This is a genomic window from Aeromonas sp. s8 (genome assembly GCF_040907785.1).
In the GTDB taxonomy this organism is placed as follows: Bacteria; Pseudomonadota; Gammaproteobacteria; order Enterobacterales; family Aeromonadaceae; genus Aeromonas; species Aeromonas veronii.
The window spans coordinates 139,453-163,817 of the sequence record NZ_JBFOCL010000015.1 but is presented as its reverse complement, the minus strand read 5'-3'; the positions used below and the strand labels follow the sequence as shown (position 1 = coordinate 163,817).

General features: G+C 58.1%; 21 protein-coding genes. 7 read left to right on the top strand and 14 right to left on the bottom strand.

Going from position 1 to position 24,365, the window contains the following annotated elements; genetic code table 11:
- Positions 1–541 precede the first annotated feature (541 nt).
- Entirely contained in the window at positions 542–1,732 is a 1,191-nt protein-coding gene (gene manA / locus AB5Y86_RS04710) for a mannose-6-phosphate isomerase, class I (RefSeq protein ID WP_368192263.1), read from the bottom strand.
- Positions 1,733–1,848: 116 nt separating this feature from the next.
- Here manA and AB5Y86_RS04705 point away from each other — a divergent pair, with 116 nt between their 5' ends.
- A complete protein-coding gene (locus tag AB5Y86_RS04705; protein ID WP_368192262.1) occupies positions 1,849–2,724 on the top strand; it encodes a helix-turn-helix transcriptional regulator in 876 nt (291 codons plus the stop codon).
- A gap of 156 nt (positions 2,725–2,880) precedes the next feature.
- Positions 2,881–4,134 carry an NADP-dependent isocitrate dehydrogenase gene (gene icd, locus AB5Y86_RS04700; RefSeq protein WP_368192261.1) on the top strand — a complete coding sequence of 418 codons (1,254 nt, stop codon included), beginning with the start codon at positions 2,881–2,883 and terminating at the stop codon, positions 4,132–4,134.
- Positions 4,135–4,206: 72 nt separating this feature from the next.
- On the opposite strand, the gene AB5Y86_RS04695 is transcribed toward icd, so the two are convergent.
- The 3 genes from AB5Y86_RS04695 to dsdX all read right to left on the bottom strand — a co-directional run bounded on the left by AB5Y86_RS04695 (position 4,207) and on the right by dsdX (position 7,377).
- The gene (locus AB5Y86_RS04695) at positions 4,207–4,383 is read right to left on the bottom strand and encodes a hypothetical protein (protein ID WP_005337712.1); all 177 of its coding nucleotides are present in this window, start codon (positions 4,381–4,383) and stop codon (positions 4,207–4,209) included.
- A gap of 308 nt (positions 4,384–4,691) precedes the next feature.
- Positions 4,692–6,023, bottom strand: coding sequence for a D-serine ammonia-lyase (locus AB5Y86_RS04690; RefSeq protein ID WP_368192260.1), 1,332 nt, complete (start codon positions 6,021–6,023; stop codon positions 4,692–4,694).
- A 16-nt stretch (positions 6,024–6,039) separates the two neighbouring features.
- Entirely contained in the window at positions 6,040–7,377 is a 1,338-nt protein-coding gene (gene dsdX / locus AB5Y86_RS04685) for a D-serine transporter DsdX (RefSeq protein WP_368192259.1), read from the bottom strand.
- A 224-nt stretch (positions 7,378–7,601) separates the two neighbouring features.
- Here dsdX and dsdC point away from each other — a divergent pair, with 224 nt between their 5' ends.
- A complete protein-coding gene (gene dsdC, locus AB5Y86_RS04680; protein WP_005353168.1) occupies positions 7,602–8,546 on the top strand; it encodes a DNA-binding transcriptional regulator DsdC in 945 nt (314 codons plus the stop codon).
- Between the two features lie 168 nt (positions 8,547–8,714).
- Here the strand turns inward: dsdC and AB5Y86_RS04675 are convergent, their stop codons facing one another.
- The 3 genes from AB5Y86_RS04675 to AB5Y86_RS04665 all read right to left on the bottom strand — a co-directional run bounded on the left by AB5Y86_RS04675 (position 8,715) and on the right by AB5Y86_RS04665 (position 10,755).
- Complete coding sequence (locus AB5Y86_RS04675) at positions 8,715–8,891, bottom strand: hypothetical protein (RefSeq protein ID WP_005337704.1); 177 nt, start codon at positions 8,889–8,891, stop codon at positions 8,715–8,717.
- Between the two features lie 311 nt (positions 8,892–9,202).
- The gene (locus tag AB5Y86_RS04670) at positions 9,203–9,652 is read right to left on the bottom strand and encodes a C40 family peptidase (protein ID WP_005337703.1); all 450 of its coding nucleotides are present in this window, start codon (positions 9,650–9,652) and stop codon (positions 9,203–9,205) included.
- A gap of 194 nt (positions 9,653–9,846) precedes the next feature.
- Complete coding sequence (locus tag AB5Y86_RS04665; protein WP_005337702.1) at positions 9,847–10,755, bottom strand: hydrogen peroxide-inducible genes activator; 909 nt, start codon at positions 10,753–10,755, stop codon at positions 9,847–9,849.
- A gap of 146 nt (positions 10,756–10,901) precedes the next feature.
- Here AB5Y86_RS04665 and AB5Y86_RS04660 point away from each other — a divergent pair, with 146 nt between their 5' ends.
- Positions 10,902–11,504, top strand: coding sequence for a peroxiredoxin C (locus AB5Y86_RS04660; protein WP_005337701.1), 603 nt, complete (start codon positions 10,902–10,904; stop codon positions 11,502–11,504).
- A gap of 247 nt (positions 11,505–11,751) precedes the next feature.
- On the opposite strand, the gene AB5Y86_RS04655 is transcribed toward AB5Y86_RS04660, so the two are convergent.
- The 6 genes from AB5Y86_RS04655 to AB5Y86_RS04630 form a co-directional block, all read right to left on the bottom strand.
- Complete coding sequence (locus tag AB5Y86_RS04655) at positions 11,752–12,717, bottom strand: alpha-L-glutamate ligase-like protein (RefSeq protein WP_005337700.1); 966 nt, start codon at positions 12,715–12,717, stop codon at positions 11,752–11,754.
- A 3-nt stretch (positions 12,718–12,720) separates the two neighbouring features.
- On the bottom strand, positions 12,721–14,259 hold the full coding sequence (locus AB5Y86_RS04650; protein WP_005337699.1) for an inactive transglutaminase family protein: 1,539 nt from the start codon (positions 14,257–14,259) through the stop codon (positions 12,721–12,723).
- 3 nt (positions 14,260–14,262) lie between these two features.
- A complete protein-coding gene (locus AB5Y86_RS04645; protein ID WP_368192258.1) occupies positions 14,263–15,051 on the bottom strand; it encodes an ATP-dependent zinc protease in 789 nt (262 codons plus the stop codon).
- Between the two features lie 52 nt (positions 15,052–15,103).
- Positions 15,104–16,081, bottom strand: coding sequence for a tRNA 5-methoxyuridine(34)/uridine 5-oxyacetic acid(34) synthase CmoB (gene cmoB / locus AB5Y86_RS04640; RefSeq protein ID WP_013723597.1), 978 nt, complete (start codon positions 16,079–16,081; stop codon positions 15,104–15,106).
- Positions 16,078–16,824, bottom strand: a complete 747-nt coding sequence (gene cmoA, locus AB5Y86_RS04635; protein WP_005353159.1) for a carboxy-S-adenosyl-L-methionine synthase CmoA — start codon at positions 16,822–16,824, stop codon at positions 16,078–16,080. The genes cmoB and cmoA overlap by 4 nt, the downstream gene beginning before the upstream one ends.
- A 275-nt stretch (positions 16,825–17,099) precedes the next feature.
- Positions 17,100–17,948 carry a DUF72 domain-containing protein gene (locus AB5Y86_RS04630; protein WP_368192257.1) on the bottom strand — a complete coding sequence of 283 codons (849 nt, stop codon included), beginning with the start codon at positions 17,946–17,948 and terminating at the stop codon, positions 17,100–17,102.
- 162 nt (positions 17,949–18,110) lie between these two features.
- Between AB5Y86_RS04630 and AB5Y86_RS04625 the strand changes: the two genes are divergently transcribed.
- The 3 genes from AB5Y86_RS04625 to AB5Y86_RS04615 all read left to right on the top strand — a co-directional run bounded on the left by AB5Y86_RS04625 (position 18,111) and on the right by AB5Y86_RS04615 (position 21,004).
- A complete protein-coding gene (locus tag AB5Y86_RS04625; RefSeq protein ID WP_005337686.1) occupies positions 18,111–18,362 on the top strand; it encodes an FmdB family zinc ribbon protein in 252 nt (83 codons plus the stop codon).
- Between the two features lie 32 nt (positions 18,363–18,394).
- Positions 18,395–20,161: an aspartate--tRNA ligase gene (gene aspS / locus AB5Y86_RS04620; RefSeq protein WP_005337684.1), complete on the top strand. Its 1,767-nt coding sequence runs from the start codon at positions 18,395–18,397 to the stop codon at positions 20,159–20,161.
- A gap of 102 nt (positions 20,162–20,263) precedes the next feature.
- Positions 20,264–21,004: a YebC/PmpR family DNA-binding transcriptional regulator gene (locus tag AB5Y86_RS04615; protein ID WP_040094613.1), complete on the top strand. Its 741-nt coding sequence runs from the start codon at positions 20,264–20,266 to the stop codon at positions 21,002–21,004.
- Between the two features lie 513 nt (positions 21,005–21,517).
- On the opposite strand, the gene adhE is transcribed toward AB5Y86_RS04615, so the two are convergent.
- The gene (adhE, locus tag AB5Y86_RS04610; RefSeq protein ID WP_019446648.1) at positions 21,518–24,184 is read right to left on the bottom strand and encodes a bifunctional acetaldehyde-CoA/alcohol dehydrogenase; all 2,667 of its coding nucleotides are present in this window, start codon (positions 24,182–24,184) and stop codon (positions 21,518–21,520) included.
- Between the last annotated feature and the right edge of the window lie 181 nt (positions 24,185–24,365).

Here is a 24,365-nt window from a genome sequence, read left to right as displayed (position 1 = left end):
CCATCTGCATCTATTGCCCCGACTGTCACTGGATATAGAGGGTGACGGGGGGGAATATCCGCCAGATAAAATTGATAGTGAAAACGATCTGGCCATACAGGCGGAAAAATAAATGCGCAGGAAAATAATAGGCACCCATAGCCTGATTTAAAAAATCGCCCCTTACACTTATGAAATAATTGGCTGAGCAGTGTTACATCTGGAATATATAAATGCTCTTAAATGTTTTTCCTGCTGCCTGTAAATTAACGGTTTCTATTATTTCGTTGATTAATATCCTGGGACAGAGGAAAAAAATGGCATTAACTGGATTTTTATGACGTGTGGGGAAGGGTGTGAGCTGGCTCGCATAACCGCAGGGTGGCGTGACCAGGGAGGCTAAATGATATTAATCATTATAAGTCAGCGTGTTATTCTTCGACATTGAGTTAAATGGCCGATTTTGTGAGTCGTACTGGGCTCCACATGATCAGATGCGCTGAAAAAAAGAGCCCTGCTGGGCCCTTTGAACAGAGGGTGATGAGCCGATGGCCCACCAGGATCAGCGGTTGCTGGCGCGGGCAAAACGCCCTTCAGCCGTCACGCGATAATCGCCGGTGCTGGCGGGTACAAATGCAGATTGCCCTATGGTCAGTGTCAGACGCTCGCCATCCTGGCCAATGAGGGTGATGGGCCCATCGATGGCGAACAGGATCTCGGCATTGCCGGTGGTGAGAGCATGTTCCCCTGCGCCATATACGCTGAAGGTGAAGTCCGGTACCGGCACGTCGAAGTGCTGTACTGTGCCTTCCATGCGAGGGTTGAGCAGGATCTGGTCGTCCGGTTTGGCGACACAGCGGGTGCAGGCCAGCAGCTCCGGCACATCCATGTATTTGGGGGTCAGACCGGCACGCAGCACGTTGTCCGAGTTGGCCATGATCTCGAGGCCAGTGCCGTGGATGTAGGCGTGGGGGGTCTGGGCATCGAGGAACATCGCCTGACCCGGCTCAAGTGTCACCACGTTGAGCAGCAACGGCGAGAAGAGCCCCACATCCCCCGGGTACTGGTTGGCCAGCTTGCTGATGGTGGCGAAAGTCTCTTCATCCTGATGGGCGGCGGCATAGGCCAGCAGGCCAGCCAGCGCCTCGTCCTTGCGATCACCGCTGAGGATCAGCAGCTGGTGGAAGAAGTGCTGCAGGCCAGCTTCATCCTGTGACTGGCGAAGCGCCGCGGTCAGGTCGACCAGTGCGGGCAGCGCCATGCGATCGAACAGGGCCAGGATGGCCGGGATGGCGCGAAAGCCGTTCATCGCCTGATAGCGAGTGAGGGCAAAGACTAGCTCCGGCTTGTGGTTCGGATCCTTGTAGTTGCGGTTGCTCGCCTTGATATCGATGCCTGCGGCCTCTTCTTTGGCAAAACCGGCTTCGGCCTGTGCCTTGCTCGGGTGTACCTGAATGGAGAGGGCTTGCTCGGCGCAGAGCACCTTGAACAGGAAGGGGAGTGAGCCGAAACGAGCCTGGGTAGCTTCGCCCAACATGGCGACGGGGTTGGCGTCAATCAGGCTGGAAAGCTTCACGGTCTCGCCTGCCAGGGTTACTTCGGAGCAGCCATTGGGGTGAGCGCCCATCCACAGTTCAGCTTGTGGTTTGCCTTCGGGATTTTTGATGCCAAACAGCGTGGTCAGGGAGTCACGACTGCCCCAGACATAATCCTGGATCGGGTTGCACATTAGAAAAAACGGCGGGTAGCTCATGGATGGCTCCTTGTATCAGAACGATTTTTTGGGAATTTCAGTCTGGCGCGGACTATAGCATGGCAGGGGCAGCGCACCGCAATCGGTTGCTCTCTGCATCTTGATCAGGATCATTCATGAGTATCATCTTTACCCAGCTGTTGGACGGCTTTCTAAGTGAGGGGGGAGGCTTTGAGAAGGTGTTGTTTGCCTCTGACAAAGGGGTGCCTCCCTGCTTCAGTTATCAGGTCAATTTTCCGCGTCTCGAGCTGGTATTCAGTGGCCACTATCTCAACCAGGTCTGGTCCCCGGAAGGGGATGTGCAGTCGGTACAGATGGGGCCACGGGAGGCGATGTACATTCCCCCCAACGGCTGGAACAAGCCGGATTGGGACAATGACTGTTCCGTGCTCAGCCTGTTGTTCGGCAAGCGTCAGATAGGGTTCAGTCTGGTGAGCAAGCACAAGGGAGACACCGGCTTCTTCGATGTGCAGAAGCACAGTATTCAGGCCGGTGCCGGACGGGCGCTCGATCATATACTGCTCTCCCTCAACACCCTTGCGCAGGAGCCGATAAGGGCACCGATGGACAATCACCTGCTGCAGGCGCTGCTCAGTTACTCACGGCAGTTGCTGGTGGAGTCGGAGAGCGGTCGTCCTCGTGGCTCCGATCTTTTTCACGGCATCTGCATCTACATTCAGGAAAATTTCCACCGCCCCATCAGTCGCGAATGCATCGCCGCCCGCTTCAATCTCTCCCCCAGCCATCTCTCACGCCTGTTCCGCCAGCAGGGGCACATGCGGCTGGCGGACTACATCAGCTGGGTGCGGCTGGAGCGGGCCAAGTTCATGCTGAAAAAGTATCGCTTCCGTCTCGAAGAGGTCGCCAATCGCTGCGGGTTTACCGACGTGAACTACTTCTGCCGGGTGTTCAAACAGAAGACCGGTTTGACCCCTTCCCAGTATCGTTCCCTGAGTCAGCCGCAGGCGGCGGCCAGCGAGCTGGAGGGATAACGGGGCGGGGTCGGAGAGGCGTGGTGACGGCGCACTGGCGGGTGGCTACCTCTTTGGTCTGACATGCTTTCTTGTCGTTTTATTATGAAAATGAATGGGCTAAGATGGCCGCGCGCAACAAACAAGTTGATAACAAACGGAAGTTAGGAGATGCCGATGGAAAGCAAAGTAGTAATCCCGACCCAGGGTCAGAAAATCACAGTCGATGCCAACGGCAAGCTGCAGGTTCCCAACCATCCGATCATTCCGTTTATCGAAGGGGATGGCATCGGTGTTGATGTAACCCCGGCCATGTTGAATGTGGTGAATGCTGCGGTCGAGAAAGCCTACAAGGGCGAGCGCAAGATCGCCTGGATGGAGGTCTATACCGGCGAGAAATCGACTCATGTTTATGGTGAAGGTGCCTGGCTGCCGGCCGAAACCCTGGATTTCATTCGCGAGTACTGCGTGGCCATCAAGGGCCCGCTGACCACGCCGGTCGGTGGCGGTATTCGCTCCCTCAACGTGGCCCTGCGTCAGGAGCTGGATCTCTACATCTGCCTGCGTCCGGTGCGTTACTACGAAGGGACCCCGAGCCCGGTCAAGCGTCCGGATCTGACTGACATGGTGATCTTCCGCGAAAACGCCGAAGACATCTACGCCGGTATCGAGTGGAAGGCCGACAGCGCCGAAGCGAACAAGGTGATCGCCTTCCTGCAAAACGAGATGGGCGTGAAGAAGATCCGCTTCCCCGAGTCCTGCGGCATCGGTATCAAGCCGATGTCCAAGGCCGGTACCGAGCGTCTGGTTCGTGCCGCCATCGAGTATGCAATCGACAACGATCGCGACTCCGTGACTCTGGTGCACAAGGGCAACATCATGAAGTTCACCGAAGGTGCCTTCAAGGATTGGGGCTATGCTCTGGCCCAGAATGAGTACGGTGCCCGGCTGATTGACGGCGGCCCCTGGTGCTCCTTCAAGAACCCGAAAACCGGCAAGACCATCGTCATCAAGGATGTCATCGCCGATGCCTTCTTGCAGCAGATCCTGCTGCGTCCGGCCGAGTATGACGTCATCGCCTGTATGAACCTCAACGGCGACTACATCTCCGACGCGCTGGCCGCTCAGGTAGGTGGTATCGGCATCGCACCGGGTGCCAACATCGGTGACGGCGTGGCCCTGTTCGAAGCGACCCACGGTACTGCGCCGAAGTATGCCGGTCAGGACAAGGTCAACCCGGGCTCCCTGATCCTCTCCGCCGAGATGATGCTGCGCCACATGGGCTGGGTCGAAGCGGCCGATCTCATCATCAAGGGGATGGAAGCGGCGATCCGCAACAAGACCGTCACCTATGACTTCGAGCGTCTGATGGAAGGGGCCACCCTGCGCTCCTGCTCCCAGTTTGCTCAGGACATGATCGACCAGATGTAATCTGCTGTTTGCCAGAAACGCAAAACCGGCGCCATGTGCGCCGGTTTTTTTATCGCGAAAGAGTGCAGGTGCTTATTGCGCCTGCTCTACGTGTTGCTGATAGCGTTGCTGCCATTTGCTGGTTTCTGCTTCATCACCCTGGGCCTTCCAGAAGGCGCAGATGGTGTTGGCAAGTTCCGAAGCCATCGCGTGATCTCCGTCACGTCGACTCATCAGATAATCTCCCAGCCAGCTTTGATATTGTTTCATTACCCGATCTCCTTATCTCATGTGCCCTTGAGGGTGCCCACCTTGACGGGAGCCTGTCGGCTCATCCTGGGGGGAACATCATCAGGCATGATGGTGCAAAGTCACGACCCGGGCAGAGAGCCCGATGGGCAATCTGGCGGCGAACGTGACGCGAGATGTCAAAAAATGAGCGTCATTTTAGCACAAACTGACCAACTTGGGGAAATTGTCGCCATGGATTGCGGCAGAACAGCCCCATCCCCTTGTTCCCAAAACAGAAAACCCGCCGTGATGGCGGGTTGATTTGCAGATAAATGTGGCGAAAAAGCCTAGATCTTGGCGCTGGCCAGGTACTTTGCCATCTCTTCGGCGGGCACCATGCCACCGCCGGTGGCCCACACCAGATGGGTGGCCTGTGCCATGGTTGCGGCATCGAAACCGCGCCCGGTGAGCCACTCGGGATTGGTAGCCACCCGCCACGGGCCAGCCATACCCGCCAGAGCAGAAGGCTCGAGTGTGATCTGCTCATCGCGCGCCAGCAGTCCCAGCAGGTCATACATCTCCTGATCGCTCAGGGTGTAGAAGCCATCAAGCAGCCGTTCCATGGCGCGGCCGACGAAGCCGGAGGCGCGACCTACCGCGAGGCCGTCGGCTGCGGTGAGGTTGTCGATGCCCAGATCCTGCACCGCAATGGCATCGTGCAATCCGGTGTGGACCCCCAGCAACATGCAGGGGGAGTGAGTGGGCTCGGCGAAGAAGCAGTGGACGTTGTCTCCGAACGCCAGCTTGAGACCAAAGGCCACGCCGCCCGGGCCGCCACCCACGCCGCAAGGGAGGTAGACAAACAGCGGGTGGTCGGCATCCACCTTGATACCCATCTGGTCGAACTGCTTTTTCACCCGCTCGCCCGCCACCGAGTAGCCGAGGAACAGGGTGCGGGAGTTCTCGTCGTCTATAAAGAAGCAGTTGGGATCGCGCTCGGCCTCTTTGCGCCCCTGCTCCACCGCCACCCCGTAATCTTCGGCATATTCGACCACGATGACGCCGTGTTCACGCAGCTTGCGCTTCTTCCACTCCCGCGCATCGGCTGACATGTGGACGGTGACGGTAAAGCCGAGCTTGGCGCTCATGATGCCGATGGACATGCCAAGGTTACCGGTGGAGCCCACTGCGATGCTGTACTGGCTGAAGAACTGGCGAAACTCGTCGCTGAACAGTTTGCGGTAGTCATCCTCTTCCCGCAGTAGACCAGCCTTGATCGCCAACTGTTCGGCGTGAGTCAGCACCTCGTAGATACCGCCTCGCGCCTTGATGGAGCCGGAGATGGGCAGGTGACTGTCTTTTTTCAGCAGCAGTCGACCGGTGACCTCAACCCCGTAGCGCCGGTTGAGCGTAGCCTGCATCGCCGGAATAGCGGCGATCTCGGACTCCAGAATGCCGTTGCTGGCACGGGTCTCGGGGAAGGCTTCGCACATGTAGGGGGCGAAGCGGGCCAGCCGTGCGGAAGCGTCCGCCACATTGTGGTTATCGAGCCCCACATAGGGCAGACCGGCAGCCAGAGTGGTGGTGTTTGGGTTGAACCAGGTGACTGGCTCAAGCGCGATCAGGGATTGCACCAGTGGAAATTGCGCTGTGAGCTGTTGTACGTCGATGTTTTTCATAGTGTTCTCGGTCTTGTTACACGATATAGGAGAGCAGGAAGGTACCGGCCAGCGCCATCAGGGAGGCGACCAAGGTGGCGGTGGTGTAGTACTTGAGCGTTTCGTTCAGGGTAGCGCCGCAATACTGCTTGACCAGCCAGAACAGAGAGTCAGTCACCATGGTGCAGCCAATAGCACCGGAGCCGATGGCCAGGGTCATGATCTCCGGGCTGATATCCGGGTAGTGCGCCATGATGGGGGCGACGATGGCAGTGGCGCCCATCATGGCGACGGTGGTGGAGCCCACGGCGGCGTGCAGCACGATGGCCACCAGCCAGGCGAGCAGAATCGGGTGCATATCCAACTGGGAGAGGACAGTGGCCAGAGAGTCGCCCAGCCCGCTGGCCTTGAGCACGCCGTTGAAGGCGCCGCCCGCTCCGATGATGAGCAGAATGTTGGCTATGGAGGAGAAGCACTCCTCGGTCTTGTTGAGCAGTCCATCCATCTTCATCTGCTGGCGGATCCCCAGCACGTAGTAGGCGGTGAAGGCGGCGATAAACATGGCGGTGATGGGGTTGCCGATAAACTCCAGCACGGTGTAGAGGTGGCTGGCGTGCTCCATATTGAGCTCGGCGACCGTCTTGGCCAGCATCAGCAGGATAGGCAGCAACACGGTGAAGAGCGAGGCGCTTAAGGTCGGGAGAGTTGCTTCATCGCGCGCCTTGATGTCGGCAAAGGCAGCGGGCACCACCTTGAACGGGAGCCGGTTACCCAGCAGCTTGAGGAACAGCGGGCCGCCCACCAGCGAGACAAACAGCCCGACCGCGAGGCCATAGACGATGACCGAGCCGACGTCAGCCCCCAGCTGATTGGTGACGTAGAGGGCTGCCGGGTGGGGCGGCACTATGCAGTGCACGGCCATCAGGGCGGTGCAGAGCGGAATGGCCAGGGTCAGCAGCGAGGTTCTGGTCTTGCGGGCGATGGAGAAGGCGAGCGGAATGAGCAGCACCACGCCGACCTCGACAAACAGGGTGATGCCGCACACCAGACCCACCAGCACCATGATGACCTGAGGCGAGAGCCAGCGGCATCTCTGCAGGGCGAGGCCGATGCGCTCAGCCGCCCCAGACACCTCCATCATCTTGCCGAGTATGGTGCCAAGACCGATGACTGCGGCGAGAAAACCGAGGGTGCCACCAATGCCCGCCTCCATGGCATTGACCATGTTGACTGGGTTCATCCCCATCAGGGTGCCGACATAGAAGCTTGCCAGCAGCAGGGCAAGAAAGGGGTGGATCTTGCCCTTCACTATGGTAACCACGATAAGAACGATGCTACTTAGCAAGGTAGCGATGACCCATACCTCTGAACTCATACTGCGCCTCGACATCTGTTGTGTGTGATTGTTTATGCGCTTATTGAATGAAAATGAGGCGGGGCTGACAAATGATGAAATCGACCACTTGGATGAGATGAGGTGATGCAAAGGCGCTGCATTGGTCACAATTTATCGAAATAACACTCTTTGGGTCTTTTGGTTTCATCTTGAAGGAGGCCTGTGGGTGTATCATCGGCGGCCATTGCGAAGAGGGGGGATGAATGTATAACGGGGATAATTACATATCGCGCAACAAGCTGCTGAGTGGCTACCAGCTGGCCAAGCTGCACACCTTCGAGGCGGCCGCCCGCCACGGATCCTTTGCCATGGCGGCCGATGAATTGTCGCTGAGCCCCAGTGCCGTGAGTCACCGGATCAGCGCGCTGGAAGAGGAGCTGGGGTTCAAGCTTTTTGAGCGTTTTCACCGCAAGGTGGTACTGACGGCGGATGGGCAGCGGGTGTTCTGGGCGCTCAAATCCTCGCTGGAGTTCATCAATCAGGAGATCCTGGAGATCAAGAATCAGGAGCTCTCCGGTACCCTGACCATCTATTCGCGTCCCTCCATCGCCCAGTGCTGGCTGGTGCCCAGGTTGGCTGATTTCTCCCGCCTGCATCCGCAGATCGAGCTCAATATCATCACCGGCAACGAGAACATCAACCTGCATGGTTATGGCATCGATTTGACCCTCTATTTCGATGAGAAGAGCCCGGAGCGGCTTGCCATCCACCCGCTGATGGATGAGTTCATGCTGCCGGTCTGCAGCCCGGAATATGCCGAGCAGCACGGGCTTGTCGGCAATCCCGCCAACTTGTCCTTGTGCCGGCTGCTCCATGATCGGCAGGCATGGGGATTTGACTCGGATACCGATGAATGGAGCTGCTGGGCTCGCCACGCCGGGGTCAGCCTCGAGGCATGTCAGCTGAGCATGGGTTTTGATCGTTCGGATCTCGCCATCATCGCCGCCATGAATCACGCCGGGATCGCCATGGGGCGCAAGAATCTGGTGAGCAAGCGACTGGCACGCAACGAGCTGGTGGCCCCTTTTGCCGGGCTGGAGGTCAAGTGCGAGCAGCGTTATTACATGGCGACCCTGCCCAACCGCGAGTGCCCCAAGATCCAGGCCTTTATCGACTGGGCACAGGGGATGGCGGCCGAGATGGAATGAACCGAGGCCGGTGCGCAAGAGCAAAATGAAGATGGTAAAGCGCGAGTGAATGAAGGTAGCGGTGTAACGTAGCGGGAAAATTGGGGGAGAGGGGTTGGCTGATGGTGGTTGGTCGCGAGTGGCCTTGCTGCCAACACCAGGTGGCTGGCAGCAAGGCAACGGTCGGGATCAGGTGGTCTTTTCCAGATGGTTCTGGTAAATCTGCTGCCACTTGTCCAGTTCGTTTTCATCACCCTGCTGCTGCCAGAACTCGCAGATGGAACTCGCCATCTCGCATGCCATGGCGTGGTCACCGTCACGGCGACTCATCAGGTATTGCCCCAGCCAGCTTTGATACTGTTTCATTGCACGATCTCCTTATCTATTTAACCCTTGATACTGCAGCTGTGGGCCACCCGTCCGGCAGTGTTGCGCCACACTCCACTTTCGCCGCGCGCTGCTTGTTATTGCCTCGCTTGTTGTCAATCAGGACAGAGAGAGTATGAGAAAAAGGCGAAAGTGTTAAAAATTGGCCACCACCTTATCACAAAATGGTGTGATATGCAGGCTTTGGGGCCAATTGAGTTATAAGCGTGGGTTGTCTGTCCCGACATAGCGACAGGGATTGACGGAGAGTATCGGCACGCAACTTGTGCCGCAAGCAGGCGTTTGAGCGGTTACTGGGTCACCCGACGTGCCTGCCAGTAGCGACTGTTCCAGTAGACGTTGTCGAGGCGGGAGCGGATCACTCCCTTGCTGGTGGAGGCGTGAATAAACTCGCCGGCACCTGTGTAGACCCCCACATGGTACTGTTGCCAGCCGGTTTTGAAGAAGACCAGATCCCCGTGTTGCAGCCGGTAGCGATCCACCGGTTTGCCAATGCTGGCCTGAGATTCGGTGGTTCTTGGCAGGTTGAAGCCCAGCACCTGACTGTAGGCGAGCTGGGTGAAGGCGGAGCAGTCTAGCCCGGCGCGGCTGGCGCCGCCCATGCGGTAGGGAACACCGCGCCACTGTTGGTAGAAGCCATCAAAGGCACTGCTCTGCCGGGGGGCCGGAGGCGGCTCCGGCGTGCTGGAGCAGGCGGCCAGCAGCAGAGTCAGCAGGGATAGCAGCAGCTTGCGATACATCGGGCTCTCTCCACGGACGGGTCTACCAAACGAGACATTTATCGAGCGCCATATCCTGCCAAATCGTTCTGGCAGCAGGAGGGCACGCGACAACTTTTCCATCATAAACAGGGATCTGGCTCCAGACCTAGTCTCCGAGAGGAAAAATGTGGTGGGGAACTGAAAAACGCCAGCCCGAGGGCTGGCGTTTGTTGTCACTCGTTGTGGCTGATCAGCGGTTTAAGCAGCTCGGCCAGCTTGTAGAAGGTCTGCACCCGGGTGGTGCTGGGGCGCCAGACCAGCCCGATCTCGCGATAGGAGGTCTCTCCCGGCAGCGGGATGGCCACCAGATCGGAGTTGGCAAGAATGCCGGCATCGATGGCCATCTGCGGCAGGAAGGTGGTGCCAAGACCCGCTTCCACCATCTGCACCAGGGTGTGCAGGCTGGTGGCGGCAAACGGGTTGATCTTGCTCTTGTCCCGCAGGCGGCAGGCGCTCACTGCGTGCTCGGTGAGGCAGTGCTCCCGCTCCAGCAGGAAGATGCTCTGGTTGGGCAGCTCCTTATAGTCGAACGGGGTATGCAGACCGGCCGCCATGCTGGCGGGCATCACCATGTGGAAAGGATCCTGACCGACGGTCTTGCAGTGAAATCCACCTATCTCGATGGGCAGGGCGAGGATCAGCAAGTCGAGCTGACCCTGTTCCAGCTGCTTGAGCAGATTGCTGGTGGTGTCTTCACGCAGCAACAATTCGAGGTCAGGATAGGTTTTGCTGCACTCTTTCAGCAGCTTGCTCAGCAGGAAGGGGGCGATGGTGGGAATGCAGCCCAGACGCACTGTTCCCTGCATCACACCACCCTGATGTTGCCCGAGCTCCATCAGATCCCGCGCATCGGAGAGCAAATTGCGAGCGCGCTCGACGATTTCCATGCCGACCGGGGTCATAATGAAGCTCTTGTGATCCCGCTCCACCAGTTGCAGGTTCATCATGTCCTCCAGCGTCTGGATCCCGGTACTCAGGGTCGACTGGCTGACATGACAGGCCTTGGCGGCGCGGTTGAAGTTCTTGTGCTCATCGAGAGCGACCAGATATTGCAGCTGTTTGAGGCTGGGCCAACGTTGCATAGAAAAACTCGATTAATGCTATCTATTTAATTTGATTTAACTAATCTACCACCGGGTCTATAGTTTGTCGCTTGAATTAGATGGACTTGGCTCTAGGTAGCCCAATCCTCACCGGATTGTTCACTTCACATAAAGAGGAATTGAATATGGTATTGGTAGGCCGTCCCGCACCCGATTTTACCGCCGCAGCTGTTCTGGGTAATGGCGAGATCGTTGATTCATTCAACCTGTCATCCCACATCAAAGGCAAAGCTGCCGTTGTCTTCTTTTATCCGCTCGATTTCACCTTCGTCTGCCCGTCCGAGCTGATTGCCTTCGATCACCGCTATGAAGAGTTCCAGAAGCGTGGCGTGGAAGTGATCGGTGTTTCCATCGATTCCCAGTTCTCCCACAACGCATGGCGCAACACCAAAGTGGAAGATGGCGGTATCGGTCAGGTCAAGTACCCGCTGATCGCCGACGTGAAACACGAAATCTGCAAAGCCTATGACGTTGAGCATCCGGAAGCCGGCGTGGCGTTCCGTGGCTCCTTCCTGATCGACAAGAACGGTGTCGTTCGCCATCAGGTTGTCAACGATCTGCCGCTGGGCCGCAACATCGACGAGATGCTGCGCATGGTCGATGCCCTGCAATTCCACGAAGAGCACGGCGAAGTGTGCCCAGCTCAGTGGGAAAAAGGCAAAAAAGGTATGCAAGCCTCTCCGGACGGCGTTGCCAAGTACCTGTCCGAGAATGCTGACTCCCTGTAATCGGGCTGCACTCTCCTTGAAGAACCGGCGTCTTGGCGCCGGTTTTTTTATACCTGAGATTTATCCATCCCCTGACATTGCGGTCACACTCTTCTCGCTCCATCGCTATTCCAAGCTGCCGTTCGCTGGCGTACTCGTTGTTTCGAAATGAGATGCTGATCCGAATGGCTGGGTGGGGGGATATGCCGACAGACAATCGCCATAAAAAAAGCGCGCCATAGGCGCGCTTAGTTCACAAGCGGAGGTGTTATTCCTCAAAGATCCCGAAGTGATCCTTGGCGAAATTGACCCGCTGTTCCACGTTCATCTTCACCTGTCCCAGTTTTTCGATGGTCTTGAGGTTGGGCACCAGGCCGCGACCGTTGGCGATCTGGATGGCAAGACCCGGACGGGCGTTGAGCTCCAGCAGCATGGGGCCGCGGAACTTGTCCAGCACCATATCGGTACCGATATAACCCAGACCCGACATCTCGTAGCAGGAGGCGGCCAGGGTGAGCAGGGTATCCCAGTGGGGCACCTTGAGCTCATAGAGATCGAGCCCGGTGTCCGGATGGTGGCGCAGCGGATTGCCAAACTGCACCGCCCGCAGGGCACGACCGGTACGCAGGCACAGACCCACCCCCACGGCGCCCTGGTGCAGGTTCGCCTTGCCATCGGAGGCTGCGGTGGAGAGGCGCATCATCGCCATCACCGGGAACCCCTTGAAGATGATCACCCGGGCATCGGGTACCCCTTCAAAAGAGTAGCCGTCGAACACATCATCAAAGTTGATGAGGCCTTCGACCAGTGCCACGTCTGGCTTGCCGCCGAGCGAATAGAGCCCCGCCAGAATGTTGGAGACATGGCGCTCCAGATCCTGACCGTTGGAGGCGCTGCCGTTGGGCTTGTAGAAGAGGCCATCTTCCTGGCGCAGGATCACCAGGATCCCCTTGCCGCCCGAGCCACGGGCCGGCTTGATGCAGAAGCCCGGCCAATCTTTTACCAGCTCGGTGATGCGACCCACATCGTGCTGGGCACGGATGGTACCGATCAGCTCAGGCACGGTGACCCCTGCATCCAGCGCAATTTGCTTGGTCTGCAGCTTGTCATCCACCAGCGGATAGAGGCTGCGCGGATTGTAGCGGCTGATATAGGAGTGGTTGCGCTTGTTCATGCCGAGGATGCCTGATTGGGACAGGCTCCACGGGGTTGTGTATTTTTCCCAGAACCACATCGGTTACTTATCCTTACCCGGGGTGACGCCAGATTTCATTTCGTCCACCAGAGGCTTGAAGCGCTTCAGTTCGCTCAGCTTGTAGCCGGTGTAGTTACCCATCAACAGCACGGTCGCCATCAGCACCAGCTGCAGGCCGAGGAAGTTGAAGGTGAGGTGACGAATAAGCTCGTTATCCATGGCCAGATAGGCGATGACGGCAACCAGCAGAGAGCCACCACCCTGGCGGAACACCTCTTTCGGGCCCTCTTCTTCCCACAGGATGGACATCCGTTCGATGGTCCAGGAGAGGATGATCATCGGGAAGAAGGTGATCTTCATACCATCGGTCAGCCCCAGCTTGAAGGCGAACGCCGAGAAGATACCGATCATCGAGATAACCATGATGATGATGGCCGATATTCGGGCGACCAGCAGCAGGTTAAGCCGAGACAGATAGGAGCGGATGATGAGACCGGTGCCGACGATCAGCAGGAAGCCGATGAGACCGGTGACCAGCGAGGTCTGGATAAAGGCGACCGCGATCAGCACCGGCATAAAGGTACCTGAGGTCTTGATCCCCACCAGAACCCGCAGGAACACCACCATCAGCACGCCGATCGGGATCAGCAGCAAGCCCTTGAACAGGGTCTGCTCTTCCAGCGGCAGGCTGTGGATGGAGAAGTTCATCATCTCTGATTTTTCGAACTTCTGCGCGAGAGCAACGCTCACCGGCTGCTCCTGTTCGATCATCGAGAAGCTGACACGGGAGTTGTGGCCACCGGTCACGTCCAGTAGGGCGCCGGAGTTATATTCCCACAGCAGCAGGTTGGCCGGACGGCCCTGTTCACCGGTTTGCGGGTTGAACAGCTTGTAGTCGGTCGGGCTGTTGAATACCTGCAGGTAATCCACCAGCTCCTGACGACGGCGGCCATCTTCCAGATTCAGGGCATGCACCACGCGGGTGGGGACGTCAGCATTGTTGAGCAGCTCGGCGATCAGGTTGGCGCGGCTCTTGTGCTTTTTCAGCAGCTCGGCATTCTGCTCCTGCTTCTCGATCTCCTTGATGATCTCGCGAGTCAGGGTGTAGCCGTCGGCAGAGCGCTCCTGCGCCCGCTCGAGGATCTGCTTCATCGCGGTGGCGTAAGGCTCACTCTCGATCTGCTTCTCGATGGCAGGCGGCTGCGGATTGGCGGCCGGTTTGGCGTGGGCATCCGCCATCATGTCGACGCGGTAGTAGAGTTCCTGACGGCCGGAGGCGGTGCGGATGGACCACTCGGCGCGGGCATCGCCATCTTTCTCGACAAAGGAGAGGCCGTAGCCGGGGCTGGCGGCGTTCTCGTTCATCAGGGTGAAACCGGGCTGGGTGCCCGGAATGGCCAGAGAGGCGATCACCGGCTCACCGGTCGCCTCAAACTCCAGCTTGGCTTCGATGGACCAGATCTGGCGCTTTTCACCGGGCGTCAGCGGCACATCCAACGCGATATGGTGATAAATCGTCATCCCCAGGCCGACAATGTACAGCAGGGCTACCAGCAAATAGAACGGCTTACGGGAAACCATGGATTATTTCACATCCTTGAGCTTGGGTTTGGGTTGGATATATTCGCGGGCGACATCAACCACGGCGATGTCTTTCAAAAATTCGCGACCCAGCAGCACAGGGAAGGTCATGTCGCTACGGTCTTTCAGGGTAAATTCGGCTTTCTCGGTCATGTCGCCAATGCGCACGGCCAGACGCACTACCGGACGGCGGTCCAGATCGTCGGCAGAGGCCTGACGCACCCGTACATGGCGTACCAGCGGCGCTTCGATCTGGATCTTGTCGTCCACTTCCTGATGGCTCAGGAAGAAGCGCACCCAGTTTTTGCCGTTGCGCTCGAAAATGGTGATCTCCTGCGCACTGATGGAGGAGGTGGTCGCACCGGTATCGACCCGCGCCTGGAAGGCGTCGTTGGCCGCATCAACCCAGATCCACTCGGCTTCACCGACCATCAGCTTGCCATCGATGGTGTGACCCAGATTGGGGGCCGGGCACTTCTCGGTGGGGATGGCCATCGGCTTGGGCGGCTCGGAGGGGAGGGTGGCGAGCTTGTGGTCTACTTGCTTGACGGACTCTTTCATATTGGTGACATCTGTGTTGAGCTGAACCAGCAGGTGCTGTTGCTGCACATACTGCTTCTGTTGCTGTTCCATGGATGTTTGCAGGCGCTGCTCGCTCTGGCTCAGCTCGCTACGAAGCTCGGCCAGCGTCAGAGCAGGGACCTGAGGCGCTTTTTCCATATTGACACACCCGCCGAGACTGAGCAGGGAGAGCAGGGTCATTCCTTTTAATTTGCTTTTCATGTCATTCATTTAACTGTGCTTCCTGGAATTGGGTCAGTGTAACTTCCACAAGCGCCACCGGCTAGTCTTTGGCCTTGCGGGCAATCAGTACGGCACGTTTCGGCGCCGGGTGTCCTTCTACCGTGAGTGCCGGATTGTCTGGATCCAGATAGTCACTCAGGGATTCATTAATCATCCAGTCGGTACGACGCTGTTCGTCGGTGCTGGTCATATTCTCGTCTACTATCCGCACGTCGGTGAAGCCGCAGCGCTCGACCCACAGCTTGAGGGCGCGGCTTGAGGGAATAAACCAGACGTTGCGCATCTTGCCGTAACGGTCAGTGGGCATCAGCACGTCGTTGACCCCGCCATCAATCACCAGCGTCTCCAGCACCAGCTCGCCATCATCTTTCAATTGATTGCGCAACTGCTCGATGTGCTCGATGGGGGATTTGCGGTGATAGAGCACCCCCATGGAGAAGACGGTGTCAAAGGCACGCAGCTCCGGCAGCTCCTGAATGCCGAGCGGCAACAGGTGGGCGCGCTGATCATTGCCCGCGAAGTGGCGAATGGCCTCGAACTGGCAGAGGAACAGCGGGCTAGGGTCGATGCCGACCGCCAGCTTGGCCCCTTCACCCACCATGCGCCAGAGGTGGTAACCGCTGCCGCAACCCACATCCAGCACGTAACGCCCTTCGAGCGGGCTGATATGGGGCAGCACCCGATCCCACTTCCAGTCCGAGCGCCACTCGGTGTCGATATGGATACCGTGCACCGTGAACGGCCCCTTGCGCCAGGGCATGAAGTGGCGCAGCAGGCTCTCGACCTTCTTGCGTTCACCTTCGCCAAGGCTCTCGGCCGAGCCAATCTCGACCCGGCTTTTCAGCTCGATGTTGCCGGGGGAGACCACCGGTAGCTTGTTGAGGGCGCGGTTCCAGCGCGGCAGGTCGCCATGCTGGTTGTCATGTTGCCAGGCGTGCAGCTGGGCGGGCAGGGTATGCAGCCAGTGGCTCAGCCGGTTTTTGGCAATCAGTTGATAGAAATTGGCAAAGTCGATCATGGCTGGGCGTCGCTGGATTTGATGGCAATCATGGAGCCGAAGTTAAAGCACTGGAACCAGAGATCCTGATGGACGAAACCGGCGTCCCGTAGGCGAGCCTGATGCACCGGCAGGCTGTCGGTGCGCATCACGTTCTCAAGGGCGGTGCGTTTCTGGCTGATCTCCAGCTCGCTGTAGCCATTGGCACGCTTGAAGTCGAGGTGCAGATCGATGAGCAGCTCGTTGACTGGTTCATCTTCGAAGCGGAACTTTTCGCTCAGGATCAGGATCCCGCCCGGGCGCAGCCCATCGTGAATGCGCTGGATCAGGGCGGCCCGTTTCTCTGGCTCGACAAATTGCAGGGTGAAATTGAGCACCACCACGGAGGCGTTCTCGATCTCGATGTCGCAGATATCCGCCTCTACCAGCTCCACCGGCACCTCGGATTTGAAACCGGAGAGGTGGGCGCGGGCACGCTCAATCATCGGATGGGAGAGATCCACCGCGGTGATGCGGCAGCCGGGCTGGCTGACATGGCGACGCATCGCCTGGGTCGCGGCGCCCAGTGAGCAGCCGAGATCATAGAGTCGGCTCTCGGGTTGGGCGTAGCGGGCGGCCATCATGCCGATGGCAGAGATGATGTTGCTGTAACCCGGCACCGAGCGCTGGATCATATCGGGAAAAACGTCGACGACCTGTTCGTCAAAACAGAAGTCTCCCAATCGGGCGATCGGGGCGGCAAAAATTTGATCTTTGGTATGCATGCTGGCGCAACCTGACAGTCGGGACATCACCCGGCTGTATTGTTCAATTGAGTCGTTGGGTGACACCCATCAGAGTAGATTTATCACCTGTTTACGAACGGGGTGGCTGGTCGTGAAATCCTTTGGACCGTTCCTGTTCGTACGGGTCATGTTCCGGACCCTTACTTGGGGCGGTAGTGTAGAGGATTGATGGCCGTTTGTCTTGACGCCAGGGCTTGCCACGCCACAAAAAAGCACTTTTTTTGCAGCGAAACGATGGCCGCAGAATGGGTTGGCTAAAAGCGCAGCACTCCCTGCCGTGCGCGATCGTTTTCCCCCGGCCAGGGGGCCATCTCCTGCTCCAGCAAGCGGGTGATCTGACGGGCCAGCTCAGGTGCCTGGGCGTTGTCGGCAGTATGTATATAGAGGTAGAGGTCCTTGCCCTCCGCGAGCCACTGGCGCCAGTGGGGGAGCCAGCTGGGCAGGAAGGGGTGATTGGCCTCCGGATCCGGCAGGCCGATAAAGCGCACCATGGGGGCGTTGGCGGTGGCCAGCAGATGCACCGGCAGGCGCGGTTTCTTGCCCTGGGCATCGACAAGGGCTGGCGTGGTTGCTTGCACCGAGAAGAGTGGCCGGCTGTCGAGCATCACTCGGTTCACACCCTGTTCCATCAGCAGCCGGTTCAATGCCCGCTCGGCCTCCCCCTTGGCGAAGAACTCAGGGTGACGCACTTCGAGGGCGTAGCGAAACGCCCTTGGCAGCCGCTCGATAAAGGCCGCCAGTCTGGCCAGCCCCTCTGGCCCGAAACGGGCGGGCAACTGCAGGGTGAGCAGCCCCAGCTTGTCGTGCAGCGGGGCGAGCAGGTGAATAAAGTCGGCAACTTGTTTGTCTGCGCTCACCAGATCGCTCTGGTGGCTGATGGTTTGCGGAAATTTGAAGTTGAAACGAAAGTGATCGGGCACCGCATCGGCCCAGCGCTGTACCGTATCGGGGGTCGGCAGAGCGTAGAAGGTGGTATTGCCCTCCACCGAATTGAACACGGTGGCGTAGTGGGCGAGGTGTTCGGCAGGCTTGGCGCCAAGGCCCAGCAACTGGCCGGGCCAGCTGGGGTGGGACCACTGTGGCAGGCCCAAATAGAGGCTCATGATGGCTATTCTCTTCGCTCTTGGTGCATTCGTGCCGATTTTTTGCCCGCTTTTTGCCATCGAGTGCAAAAAACTGGCGAAAGGAGGCTGCTGGCCATTTTACCCAAAAGGGGGTTTTCCTCTATAATGCCAGCCCTTTTGTTTTTCAATTTCTTGTGACCCATGCCTATCTACGAATATCGTTGCGACGTCTGTGGCCATGAATTGGCAAAACTGCAAAAGCTTTCCGATGCCCCCCTGACCGACTGTCCGGCCTGTAGCAAGCCGAATCTGGTCAAGCTGATATCGGCGGCAGGCTTCCGGCTCAAGGGAACCGGATGGTACGAGACTGATTTCAAACCGGGTAAGAAAAAGAATCTGGCCAGCTGTGAGACAGACGGTGCTTGCCAGTCGTGCCCGGCGGCCCAAGGTTAACCGTCTCTCTACAATTTCGAAGGAAGAAGTCCATGCGCTCTATCTATTGCGGACAGGTCAATGAGGCCCATGCAGGGCAGACCATTACATTGTGCGGTTGGGTTCATCGTCGTCGTGATCTCGGCGGTCTGATCTTTATCGATATGCGCGACCGGGAAGGGATCGTTCAGGTGTTCTTCGATCCGGACAAGCCGGACGCGTTCGCCCTGGCCTCCGAGCTGCGCGGCGAGTTCTGCATCCAGGTGACCGGCGTGGTGCGCACCCGTCCCGAGTCCCAGCGCAACAGCGACATGGCCACTGGCGCCATCGAAGTGTTCGCCCACGAACTCAACATCATCAACCGTGCCGAGCCGTTGCCGCTGGACTTCAATCAGGTCAACAGCGAAGAGATCAGCCTCAAGTATCGCTACCTGGATCTGCGTCGTCCCGAGATGGCCAAGTACCTGAAGACCCGTGCCAAGGCCAGCGCCTTCGTACGCCGCTTCATGGACGAGCACGGCTTCCTCGATATCGAGACCCCGATGCTGACCAAGGCCACCCCGGAAGGTGCCCGTGATTATCTGGTGCCGAGCCGCGTGCACAAGGGCAAGTTTTACGCCCTGCCGCAATCTCCCCAGCTGTTCAAGCAGTTGCTGATGATGTCCGGCTTCGATCGCTACTACCAGATCGTCAAGTGCTTCCGCGACGAAGACTTGCGTGCCGACCGCCAGCCGGAATTCACCCAGATCGACGTGGAGACCTCCTTCATGACCGCGCCGCAGGTGCGTGAAGTGATGGAAGAGATGATCCGCAAACTGTGGCTGCACATCCTGAACGTGGATCTGGGCGACTTCCCGATCATGACCTTCGACGAAGCCATGCGTCGCTACGGCTCCGACAAGCCGGACCTGCGTCTGCCAATGGAGCTGGTTGATGTGGCTGATCTGCTGACTGCTGTCGAGTTCGCCGTGTTCGCGGGCCCCGCCAACGATCCGAAAGGCCGTGTGGCTGCCCTGAAAGTACCGGGCGGTGCTGAGCTCTCTCGCAAGCAGATCGACGAATACACCAAGTTTGTCGGCATCTACGGTGCCAAGGGCCTGGCCTGGATGAAGGTCAACGAAGCGGCCAATGGTATCGAAGGCGTGCAGTCTCCGGTTGCCAAGTTCCTCTCTGACGCCATCGTGCGTGAGATCCTGGCTCGTACCGGCGCAGCCGACGGCGACATCATCTTCTTTGGCGCTGACAGCAAGAAAGTGGTCTGCGATGCCATGGGCGCCCTGCGTCTGAAAGTGGGTCGCGATCTGGGCCTGCTGGAGAACAGCTGGAAACCGCTGTGGGTCATCGACTTCCCGATGTTCGAGGAAGATGGTGAAGGTGGTCTGGCCGCCATGCACCACCCGTTCACCGCGCCGAGCAACATGAGCCCGGCCGAGCTGAAAGCCAACCCGGTGGGTGCTTACGCCAACGCCTACGACATGGTGATCAACGGCTACGAAGTGGGTGGCGGCTCTGTCCGTATCCACAACAGCGAGATGCAGTCCACCGTGTTCGACATCCTGGGTATCACCCCGGCCGAGCAGCGCCTGAAGTTCGGCTTCCTGCTGGATGCCCTGAAGTACGGTACCCCGCCGCACGCCGGTCTGGCCTTCGGTCTGGACCGTCTCAGCATGCTGCTGACCGGCACCGAAAACATTCGGGACGTCATCGCCTTCCCGAAAACGACCGCGGCCGCCTGTCTGATGACAGACGCCCCCAGCCTTGCCAATGCCGCCCAACTGGGTGAGCTGGCGATTGCAACCACCGTCAAGGGCGACGAGTAAGCCGATACCGGCACCGGAGGCCGCCGCCGTGCGGCCTCTGTGTTTCCCTTGGGTTAGTCATGATCAGTGTTACTGACATTTAAAAAATAACGGAGAGTCTCTATGGCAGGTCACAGTAAATGGGCCAACATCAAACACCGCAAGGCCGCTCAGGACGCCAAGCGTGGCAAGATCTTCACCAAACTGATCCGCGAAATCACTACCTCCGCGCGTCTGGGTGATGCCGATCCGGCCAACAACCCGCGTCTGCGTGCTGCGGTGACTGCCGCCCTGACCAACAACATGACCCGCGACACCATCAACCGTGCCATTGCGCGTGGCGCCGGTGGTGGCGATGGCGAGCAGCTCGAGACCATCGTATACGAAGGTTACGGCCCGGCTGGCTCTGCCGTGATGGTAGAGTGCCTGACCGACAACCGTAACCGTACCGTAGCCGAAGTGCGTCACGCCTTCAGCAAGTGCGGTGGCAACCTGGGCACCGACGGCTCCGTCGCCTATCTGTTCAGCAAGAAAGGTCTGCTGACCTTCGTGGGCGTAGACGAAGATGCCCTGATGGATGCCGCGCTGGAAGCGGGCGCCGATGACGTGGTCACCGAAGAGGATGGCACCATCGAGGTGTACACCACCCCGAACGACTTCGGCACCGTGCTGGATGGTCTGGAAGCTGCCGGCTTCAAGGCCCAGAGCGCCGAAGTGACCATGATCCCCTCCACCGAAGCCGAGCTGGATGCAGAAACTGCACCCAAGCTGATGCGTCTGATCGACATGCTGGAAGATCTGGACGATGTGCAAGAGGTGTATCACAACGGCTCCATCTCCGATGAAGTCGCTGCGACCCTCTGATCGCTGAATCGTGCTCTCCCGATGGCAGCCTGATGGCTGCCATTTTTTTATCTTTGCATCGTGGCAACTGCTGATGTGTCGGTTGCGCAACCGGTGCAACAACTCTCTTCACTGACAGTTTTTCCCGCTTTCTCTGTGCATTATCATTGATCTATTCATGCCAGTCGGTTGGCCCTGCACGTACGCCAGTCGGCAGTTCTGCTGCGTTGCGTTAGCGAGGCTCCGCTTATCCTGTTTATCACACCTTTAGCTCTTGAGATGGCGTTGACTGCTCACATCTGCCCGTCAGGGTAATTCGTTGGGGATAGGAGGTGATGGAGCGTGCTCTTGTTATCACAGGTGCCCATCAATACAGAGTGACAGGTTGGGATGTTGATAACGGATTGGCTGGGGCGAGTTGGTTGGGAAGTTAGGGGCTGCACTAGCGCAATCGGCTGGAGAGAGGAGCTCTGTGATAGTGGCAGATAAAAAAAGCCCGCGCAGTGCGCGGGCTTGTTATCTCAGGACTGGCTATCAGGCCTTGGATTTCTTCTTGCCTTCAACCTTGGCTTCAACCGGGGCAGCAGTTACCGGAGCGGCTTCGGTGAACGGACGACCGTAGTAGGAGTCCAGCAGAACCTGCTTCAGCTCGCTGATCAGCGGGTAGCGCGGGTTGGCGCCGGTGCACTGGTCATCGAAAGCTTCGATAGCCAGCTGGTCAACCTTGGCCAGGAAGTCAGCTTCAGTCACGCCAGCTTCGCGGATAGAGGCCGGGATACCCAAGGTAGCCTTCAGCTCGTCCAGCCAGGTCAGCAACTTCTCGATCTTGGCAGCGGTGCGGTCACCGGCAGCAGTCAGACCCAGGTGGTCAGCGACTTCGGCGTAACGACGACGAGCCTGCGGACGGTCGTACTGGGAGAACGCAGTCTGCTTGGTCGGGTTGTCGTTCGCGTTGTAGCGGATGACGTTGCTGATCAGCAGGGCGTTAGCCAGACCGTGCGGAATGTGGAACTCGGCACCCAGTTTGTGAGCCATGGAGTGGCACACACCCAAGAAGGCGTTGGCGAACGCGATACCGGCGATGGTGGCAGCATTGTGCACCTTCTCACGAGCGATCGGGTCGTTGGCTCCGTTCTGATAGCTGGACGGCAGGTACTCTTTCAGCATTTTCAGGGCTTGCAGCGCCTGGCCGTCGGAGTACTCGTTAGCTAGTACGGAAACATAGGCTTCCATGGCGTGAGTCACGGCATCGATACCACCGAAGGCACACAGGGACTTCGGCATACCCATGACCAGGTTGGCATCAACGATGGCCATGTTCGGGGTCAGCTCGTAGTCAGCCAGCGGATACTTCTGACCAGACACTTCATCGGTTACTACCGCAAACGGAGTGACTTCAGAGCCGGTACCGGAAGTGGTGGTGATACAGACCAGTTCGGCCTTCACGCCCATTTTCGGGAACTTGTAGATACGCTTGCGGATGTCCATGAAGCGCATGGCCAGATCTTCGAACGCAGTGTTCGGGTGCTCGTACATCACCCACATGATCTTGGCAGCATCCATCGGTGAACCACCGCCCAGCGCCAGGATAACGTCCGGTTTGAAGGAGTTGGCCATCTCGGCACCCTTGCGAACCACAGCCAGGGTCGGGTCAGCTTCTACTTCGTAGAACACTTCCACTTCCATATTCTGTGCTTTCAGCAGGCTGACCAGTTCATCGGCGTAGCCGTTGTTGAACAGGAAGCGGTCGGTCACGACCATGGCACGCTTTTTACCTTCCAGGTCGCTCAGAGCGATCGGCAGGGAACCACGACGGAAGTAGATGGATTTCGGAAGTTTGTGCCACAGCATGTTTTCTGCCCGTTTTGCGACTGTCTTCTTGTTGATCAGGTGCTTCGGACCCACGTTTTCGGAGATGGAGTTACCGCTCCAGGAGCCGCAACCCAGGGTCAGGGACGGTGCCATTGCGAAGTTGTACAGGTCACCGATACCGCCTTGGGTAGACGGGGTGTTGATCAGGATACGCGCGGTCTTCATCTTGTCGCCGAAGTACTTGATGCGGTCAGCGTTGCGGTCTTGGTCGGTGTACAGACCTGAGGTGTGGCCGATACCACCGATGTTGACCATGTCACAGGCCATATCAACGGCGTTTTCGAAGCTGCTTGCACGGAACATACCGAGCAGCGGGGACAATTTCTCGTGAGCAAACTCGTCTTCTGCACACAGCTTGACGCCTTCACCAATCAGGATCTTGGTATCAGCCGGCACAGTCACGCCTGCCATCTCGGCAATCTTGGTGGCTGGCTGACCAACGATGTTGGCGTTCAGGGCACCGTTGATCAGGATGACTTTACGTACCTTGTCAGCATCTTCTTTGGAGAGCACGTGGCCCTTGTGGGATGCAAAGCGCTCTTTAACCTGGTCGTAGATGGCATCAACAACGATGACGGCCTGCTCGGAAGCACAGACCACACCGTTATCGAAAGTCTTGGACATCAGGATGGAGGCAACGGCACGCTTCACGTCGGCGGTTTCGTCGATAACGATAGGTACGTTACCGGCACCTACACCGATAGCAGGCTTACCGGAGGAGTAGGCTGCTTTCACCATGCCCGGGCCACCGGTGGCCAGGATCAGGTTGATGTCTTCGTGCTTCATCAGGGCGTTGGAGAGCTCAACAGACGGTTGGTCGATCCAGCCGATGATGTCTTTCGGTGCACCGGCGGCAACAGCGGCATCCAGTACCAGCTTGGCAGCGGTATTGGTGGAGTTCTTGGCACGGGGGTGCGGGGAGAAGATGATGGCGTTGCGGGTCTTGAGCGCGATCATGGATTTGAAGATCGCAGTGGAGGTCGGGTTGGTGGTCGGAACGATACCACAAATGATACCTACCGGCTCGGCGATGGTGATGGTACCCATCTGATCGTCTTCGCTCAGAATGCCGCAGGTCTTCTCGTCTTTGTACTTGTTGTAGATGTATTCGGAGGCGAAGTGGTTCTTGATAACCTTGTCTTCGATGATACCCATACCGGATTCTTCCACGGCCATCTGGGCCAGGGGGATACGGGCGTTGTTGGCGGCCAGGGCGGCGGCACGGAAGATCTTGTCTACCTGCTCTTGAGAGAAGCTGGCGAATTCACGCTGGGCTTCCTTAACGCGGGCGACCAGTGCATCCAGTTCAGCCAAATTGGTTACTGCCATGTTTATCTCCTGATTATTTGAAAACTGTTTAGTAAGACGTTGGCAATGCCCGGCAATTATAGTCGCCCTGTCAAGACGGTATCGTTGCAACAGCTTTTTCACATGCCTTACTAAATCGCTTTCTGAGTCGATTATAGAGCGGGGCTGACTCAGAAAAACTTGATCTGGATCATGTGTAACA